Raw genomic sequence first — 6,728 nt, 5'->3', positions numbered from 1 at the left:
CTGCCCGCCATCGACTTTGGCGTCTTCCGCCAACTCCATCACCCGCGCCAGTTGTGCGGCATTGTTCAGCGGCCCAACGGTCACCTCCGGGTCGGTTCCATTGCCCACGACGGCGGTTTCAACGCAGGCCTTCAGCTCCGCAACCACCGCCGGGTAAATTTCTTTGTGTATATAGATGCGCTTGATGGCAACGCAGACCTGACCGCAGTTTTCGAAGGCCGCGGTGTACAGCTTCTGCGCCACGGTTTTCGGGTCTACGCCCGGCAGAACAATGGCGGCATCGTTGCCGCCGAGCTCCAGTAAAAGACGTTTGAGATCATTGCTTGCCGACGCGGCCACACTTTTGCCAGCACGGGTTGATCCGGTGAAGCTGACTTTGGCGACCCCCGGATGCGCACTCATCCACTTACCCAGGTCATCGCCGCCACTGAGGAAGTTGGCAACCCCCGGCGGAATAATGTCTTTGAACAGTTCGGCTACCTTGAGTGTTGCCAGCGGCGTGTATGGCGACGATTTGAGTACCACGGTGTTGCCCGCCATCAGCGCCGGCGCCAGCTTCCACATCGTGGTCATTACCGGGTAATTCCACGGCACAATGCCGGCCACGACACCCAGCGGGCGGCGGTGAACTTCAACGCGCGATGCGTCGTCATCTTTAATAATGTCTACCGGCGATTCCAGCGTACTGCTGTAACTCAACCAGGCGGCCGCCCCCATAATTTCGTTTTGAGCTTTTGCCAGCGGTTTGCCCTGCTCTGCGGTGAGGATCGCCGCCAATGACTCGGCGTTGGCACGCAGTGCATCGGCACAGGCCACTAATACCGCTCTGCGCTTTTCTTCATCGACAGCCCACTCGGCTTGCGCGGCTTTTGCCGCGGTTACCGCCGCATCTAACTGCTCTTTACTGCAGTCTGGCGCCTGAGCAATCAGTTCTTCAGTGGCAGGGTTGACTACGGGATAGCAGGATTCAGATTGAACCAGGCAGCCGTCGATGAGCATGGAATAAGACATGTGAACTCCGTATCGCCGGAAGGATGTTTCTCGCCAGAATCTGGGAGGCGCTTGCGATAACAAATGTTCTTATCGCGAACTATAGTTTCATTATACGTACAAATGTTCGCTTGGCAAGCATTGGCGGGATTTTTTTGGCGATGAATCTGCAATGTCACAGCGGTGTTAAGGCGCGCATATACACGGCTATGCAATTTTGGTGCGCAAAGCGGTATAGGCCTTCAGAAACAAAGACTTGGAAAGAGACAGAACGACTGTAAGCGGGGGCTCAGGCGTGGTGGCACGCCAGCATATGACCGGGTTCGCGAACCGTGGTGAACGGCTCCTGCTCACGACACAGCGACGTCGCCTTGGGGCAACGATCGGAGAAGCGACAACCCTGCGGAGGATTGAGGCGGCTGGGCAACTCCCCTTTTAACGGTGCTGCGCCGCGTGCGGACGCCAGTACCGGATCGGGAACCGGCACAGAGGCCAGCAGCGCCTGGGTATAGGGATGCATGGGGTTCTGATAAATCTGTTCGCTGCTGCCAATCTCAACAATCTTACCCAAATACATCACCGCGACCCGGTCAGAAATATGACGAACCACGGACAGGTCGTGAGAAATAAACAGATAGGTCAGGCCCAGCTCTGCCTGCAACTTTTGCAGCAGATTGATGATCTGCGCCTGAATAGAGACGTCCAGTGCAGCAATGGACTCATCCAGCACAATGAACTCCGGGTCGACGGCCAGCGCTCGGGCAATCCCCACCCGCTGACGCTGTCCACCGGAAAACTGATGGGGATAGCGGTCAATACAATCTGTGCCCAAGCCGACAATATCCAGCAGGTATTGAATGCGCTCGAGTTTTTTGCGGCCACGATACAAACCGTGAATGGCCAGCGGATCACCGACAATCTGACCGACGGTCATTCGCGGATTCAGCGAGGCATAGGGATCTTGATAGACCATTTGCATGCGCTTGCGAAGCTCTCTGCGCTGACGTGATTTCAGCCGCGTAAGGTCTTCACCATCGAAACTGACGCGACCTTCAGAGGGCGCCAGCAAATTCATAATCACCCGACCTACCGTCGACTTGCCACAGCCGGACTCGCCGACCAAGCCAAGGGTTTCGCCCCGCTTGATGGTAAAGGTAATCCCGTCCAGGGCTTTCACCGTTCCCAGCACCTGTCGGCGCAGTCCGCCGCCTTCAACCGGGAAATGGACGGCAACATCATCAACCGTAATCAGCGGCGCGGTCATTGCGATGCCTCCTGTGCGGCGGAGGCAGGCAGTGCTTCCCACTTCCAGCAACTCACGGCGTGTTGGCGACTATCGTCAGCCACCAGCGCCGGTTCTTCTGTTCGGCAATGCTCTTCGGCGAAGGCGCAGCGGTCGGCAAAACGGCAGGCGCCGGTATCCACTGTCCGATCCGGTGTCATTCCCGGTATTGCGCGCAGCGGGCCGTCTGGAGCCTGATCGACTCTCGGCATCGAATCCAGCAATGCGCGGGTATAGGGATGGCGCGGCGAGGCATAAAGTGCCTGTACGTCCGCGGTTTCAATAATGCGACCGGCGTACATCACCATCACCCGGTCAGCCATCGTCGCCACCAGGCCAAGATCGTGGGTAATCCAGATCACGCCCATATTGAATTCCTGCTGGATCTCTTTGATCAGTGCCACAATCTGCGCCTGAATCGTGACATCCAGCGCCGTGGTGGGCTCATCGGCAATCAGCAGGTCGGGCTCGCAAGCCAGCGCCATGGCAATCATCACCCGCTGACGCATCCCGCCGGACAGTTGGTGCGGGTAGTCGCTCAGCCGGGACTCGGGGTCGGGAATGCCGACCTTGGTCATCAGTTCAATTGCGCGCTGCTGCGCCTGCGCGCGGTTCATGCCTAGGTGTTGCATCACGATATCCCGGAGTTGACGACCGAGACTCAACAGCGGGTTCAGCGCCGTCATCGGGTCCTGAAAAACCATGGAAATACGGTTACCACGAAGGCGGCGGAAGTCTTCTTCACTGAGACTCAACAGGTCGTCACCGTCAAACAGAATCTCGCCCTGACTGATTTTTCCCGGCGACTGGATCAAGCCGAGAATCGACAGCACTGCGTTGCTCTTGCCCGAGCCACTCTCCCCCACCAGCGCGAGGGTTTCTCCCCGCGCCACGGCAAAGGAAATATCGTCTACGGCTTTGACCACGCCTGCGCGGGTCTCGTATACCGTGGTCAGATGGCGAATGTCGATCAGTGCACTCATGTTGGCTCCGGATCAAGCGGCTCCCGGTGTTCGGTATTTAGCAGCGAAGGCCCGCAGGGCTTCGCTGAAACATTGCTGCGGTGCACGGGTTTGCCCGGCGCCGATCACCCCGCCCTTCTTGTGGGCGATGGCGGTATCAATAACCGGCGTCACCCCGGTCTGCACGACTTTGCGGATATCCGTGGCGATGGGCGCCGTTGCAAAATCCATGTTCGGAATACGGTATTCATCCATCGTGCCAACCGTGATCTGACCCATTTCGCGGGTCAGCGCAACCGCGCGGCTGAAAGACCCGGAAACAAACTGCTGCAACGCCGGTGCCGCAGCCTGAACATGACCGCCAATACCGTAGGTTTCCATAATGGCGCTGTCGCCCATATCCGGCACCGCGTCGTCATCGCCCCAGTCTGAGGAGAAATACAGGCCTTCCACGCGCTGGGCAGGGCCGGTAAACCACTGTTCGCCAAGGCCGCTGACCTTGATCCCAAAGTCCACGCCATTGCGGGCCATTGTGGTCACGACGGTGCTGTAGGGAATATTCTTGGCCGCGTCAGTAGTGGCCTTGGCGGCCGCCATCGACACACACAGCGAAAACTGATCGGCCCAGCTCAAGTAAGCAATGCTCTGGCGCAGTGTTTCGCGGTCGCGACAGGTTTTGAACATGGCCTCGACCAGCGCATTGAGAATCAGCGAACTGCCTGCACTATTGCGGTTGTGGCACTCGTCGCCCATTTCCAGTGCACGGGCAATAATCGGCTTTACCGGCAGGCCACCCACTTCTTTCACCGCCGCCGCCAGTGTTGGACCCAGCACCGAATCCAGCCAGCGCCACTGTTTGCGCGCCTCGACATTGTAGGCGTCGCGGTCCTGCAAACCGCCAGCCGGCCCCTGGAACAACTGGGAGTACGCGTAGTTGCCGTGTTGCTCGTTGCGCACCACCACCATGGGACTGGAAGCGCTGGTGATACCGGCCATGCCGCCGACGGCCTGGTATTCATGACAGGGCGCCAGCACCACTTCCCCGGCGCGAATCATTGCCGCAGCGGCCTCTTCATCGTCGACCAGCCCTTCGTAAATCAGTGCCTGCTGCACGCCCATTTTCTGCGGGCCACACATGTCTTCCCAGGCAATGGGCGGTCCGGCATGCAGCACGGTGTTTTTGCTCATGCCCGGTAAAACCTCCAACGCCGGGCGCACATCCACCCAGACCGGATTCGCCTGGCGCATGGCGTCCAGCGCGTTCAGATTTGCCTCGTGTATGCGTTCAGGAAGATTCACCACGCCCCCCTCACTGCATGTATTCGGCGGCAAAGGCCTTCAACGCCTGCTCGAAACAAGCGATCGGCGCGCGCACTTCGCCGGCGCCGATCAAACCGCCCTCTTTGTGTGTGATGGCGGTATCAATCAGCGGAGCAATGCCGGTCTGTACTACTTTGCGAATATCAATGCCGATGGGGGCCGCAGCAAAGTCCATGGCGGGAATGCGTACATCGTTGTTGCTGGCCGCACAGATCTGCGTCATTTCCTGGGTGTTGGCAATCGCCTGCTGCAGGCTGCCCTGCACGTATTGCTGCACCGTCGGCGCAGCGGGTTGAATAAAGCCGCCCAAGCCCACGGTTTCGGTAATGGCGCTGTCGCCCAGATCCGGCGCCGCGTCCTTGTCACTCCATTCGGAACGGAAGTACAGACCATTGACCGGATTCGCCGGAGCGCGGAACCAGCGGTCGCCCAGACCGGCAACCTGAATCCCGAATTCCACGCCGTTGCGAGCCATTGCGGTCACGATGGTGCTGTGAGACAAGCCTTTGGCCGGGAGCAGAATGGCCTTGGCGGCGGCCATAATGCCGTGGAGGAAGAACTGATCGGCCTCGACCATAAAGCGGATCGAGTCCAGCAGGTCTTTATCGGAAACACCGTCAATATCCACCAACGTACCGTAGAGCTCTTTGAGGAACAACCCCGTCGAAGCAACGGTGCGGTTGTGACACTCATCGCCCATCTGTACAGCGCGGGACACAATGCTTTTTACATCAATGCCACCAGAAGCACGCACGGCCTTTTGCAGCACTGGGCCAAGCACCTCTGCCTGCCAGCTCAAGTGCTTGGCGATATCCTCATCATAGGCCCCCCACTTCAGCAGACGCAGGCCGCCGCCCTCGGAAATACAGCTGTAAGCACGGTTTCCGTAGGTGGTATTCTCAACCACCAGCATCGGTGTGGACGCGGAGGTAATCCCGGCTCCGGCACCCACGCTGTCGTGATGGTGACAGGGCTCGACCAGAATTTCGCCGCGGCGAATTTTGCTGTCGGCATCTTCCGGCGAACTCGCCAGCCCCTCCCACAGAGCGGCGCCAATCACGCCCACTTTGTGCGGGCCACACATGTCTTCCCAGGCAATGGCCGGGGCTGAATGCAGAATCATATTGTCGGTCATCCCCGGCACCACTTCGCGTGCCGGTGCGACATCTACCAACATCGGACTGCCGGAGAGAATAATCTCCATCGTCTTTTGGTTGGCGGCTTCAATTTTCTGTTTGAGATCAGTCATGACTACCTCTTGATCGCTATTCGTCTTCTGCCTATTTCCCGGCGCGGTGCGCTCGCGCTTGAGCTGTTTTACCGGCACCTTTTTTACCGGTACTTAAAGCAGATCATTCAACATATCCATCAGCTCCGGGTCGCCCTGCGCAGGGGGCTCCCACTGCAGCTGAGTCACGGCAACCTGCTGGGCCTGAAGCGTGTCGGAAAACAGATCCAGACCGATGTTGATAACGTGAATGTCCTGTAAAAACAGCCTTGGTGTCGTGTTATCAGCCATGAATTTCTCCCAGCAGTGCCAGCGTCATGCGCACCGCTTCTGCGTTGCTCCAGGCAACAGTAATCTCGGCGTCGCGCAGCAGTGATAGCTGTTCGCTGCATTGCTGACTGTCGGCATCGGTGCCACAGAGATTGACGATCACAGGCAGGTAACGCCCCGCCTCGGCGGCTTTAGCCCGGGCCACGGTAATCGCCTCCACCAGCTCGGCGGCGGGATTGTCGTGAGCCCCGAAGCCCAGCACCAGGTCGAGCAACAGCACGGCGGCCTCCGGGTCGTCGGCTTCGCGGGCAATACGCTGCATACGCAGCGTAGGATCGATCATCGGGTGAGCGCGCCCCTGGGTGTAGGCGTCGTCGCCCAAATCCACCACGCTGTGTTGAACACTGCTCATCAGCTCGGGCAGTTGACAGGCGGGATCACTGGCAAGGTTCGAATAGACCTCGCCCAACACGGGCGACAGCATCAGCAGCGTCTCGTAGCAAAGAGTGCCCCCGGCGTAGAGGCCGCGAACATAGCGCTGTCCGGGGGCTAACTTCGCCACTTCCGCCTTGGCAAAGGCGCGAATATTCTCGGCACTCAGCAACGGCAGAGAACGCTCTGACGCGCAGTGGCGGGCCGCCAACGCAGAAAAAACTGCAGGGGCCGGCCGCCAACG

Annotated in this window: 7 protein-coding genes; all 7 read right to left on the bottom strand. The window is 59.0% G+C overall.

The features are described 5' to 3' along the window. Positions 1-1,011: aldehyde dehydrogenase family protein (locus AC5DB9_RS16155; protein WP_491732094.1), on the bottom strand; the 1,011-nt coding region annotated here is incomplete at its 3' end. Positions 1,012-1,279: 268 nt separating this feature from the next. Continuing rightward, positions 1,280-2,254, bottom strand: a complete 975-nt coding sequence (locus tag AC5DB9_RS16150; RefSeq protein WP_272991289.1) for an ABC transporter ATP-binding protein — start codon at positions 2,252-2,254, stop codon at positions 1,280-1,282. Continuing rightward, positions 2,251-3,255, bottom strand: a complete 1,005-nt coding sequence (locus AC5DB9_RS16145) for an ABC transporter ATP-binding protein (protein WP_272991290.1) — start codon at positions 3,253-3,255, stop codon at positions 2,251-2,253. Before AC5DB9_RS16145 ends, AC5DB9_RS16150 begins: the two co-directional genes overlap by 4 nt. Positions 3,256-3,267: 12 nt before the next feature. After that, positions 3,268-4,533, bottom strand: a complete 1,266-nt coding sequence (locus AC5DB9_RS16140; RefSeq protein WP_273009713.1) for a YlbE family protein — start codon at positions 4,531-4,533, stop codon at positions 3,268-3,270. Positions 4,534-4,543: 10 nt separating this feature from the next. Next, positions 4,544-5,803, bottom strand: coding sequence for a YlbE family protein (locus tag AC5DB9_RS16135; protein ID WP_272994016.1), 1,260 nt, complete (start codon positions 5,801-5,803; stop codon positions 4,544-4,546). Between the two features lie 93 nt (positions 5,804-5,896). Then, a complete protein-coding gene (locus AC5DB9_RS16130; RefSeq protein WP_157581366.1) occupies positions 5,897-6,073 on the bottom strand; it encodes a hypothetical protein in 177 nt (58 codons plus the stop codon). Continuing rightward, positions 6,066-6,728 (bottom strand): hypothetical protein (locus AC5DB9_RS16125; protein WP_491732093.1); only part of this gene is annotated, 663 nt, incomplete at its 5' end. The genes AC5DB9_RS16125 and AC5DB9_RS16130, both read right to left, overlap by 8 nt.

The sequence above is a fragment of the Spongiibacter sp. genome (assembly GCF_984394615.1).
Note: the sequence above shows the minus strand (reverse complement) of the source record. Positions and strands in the feature narration are given on the sequence as shown.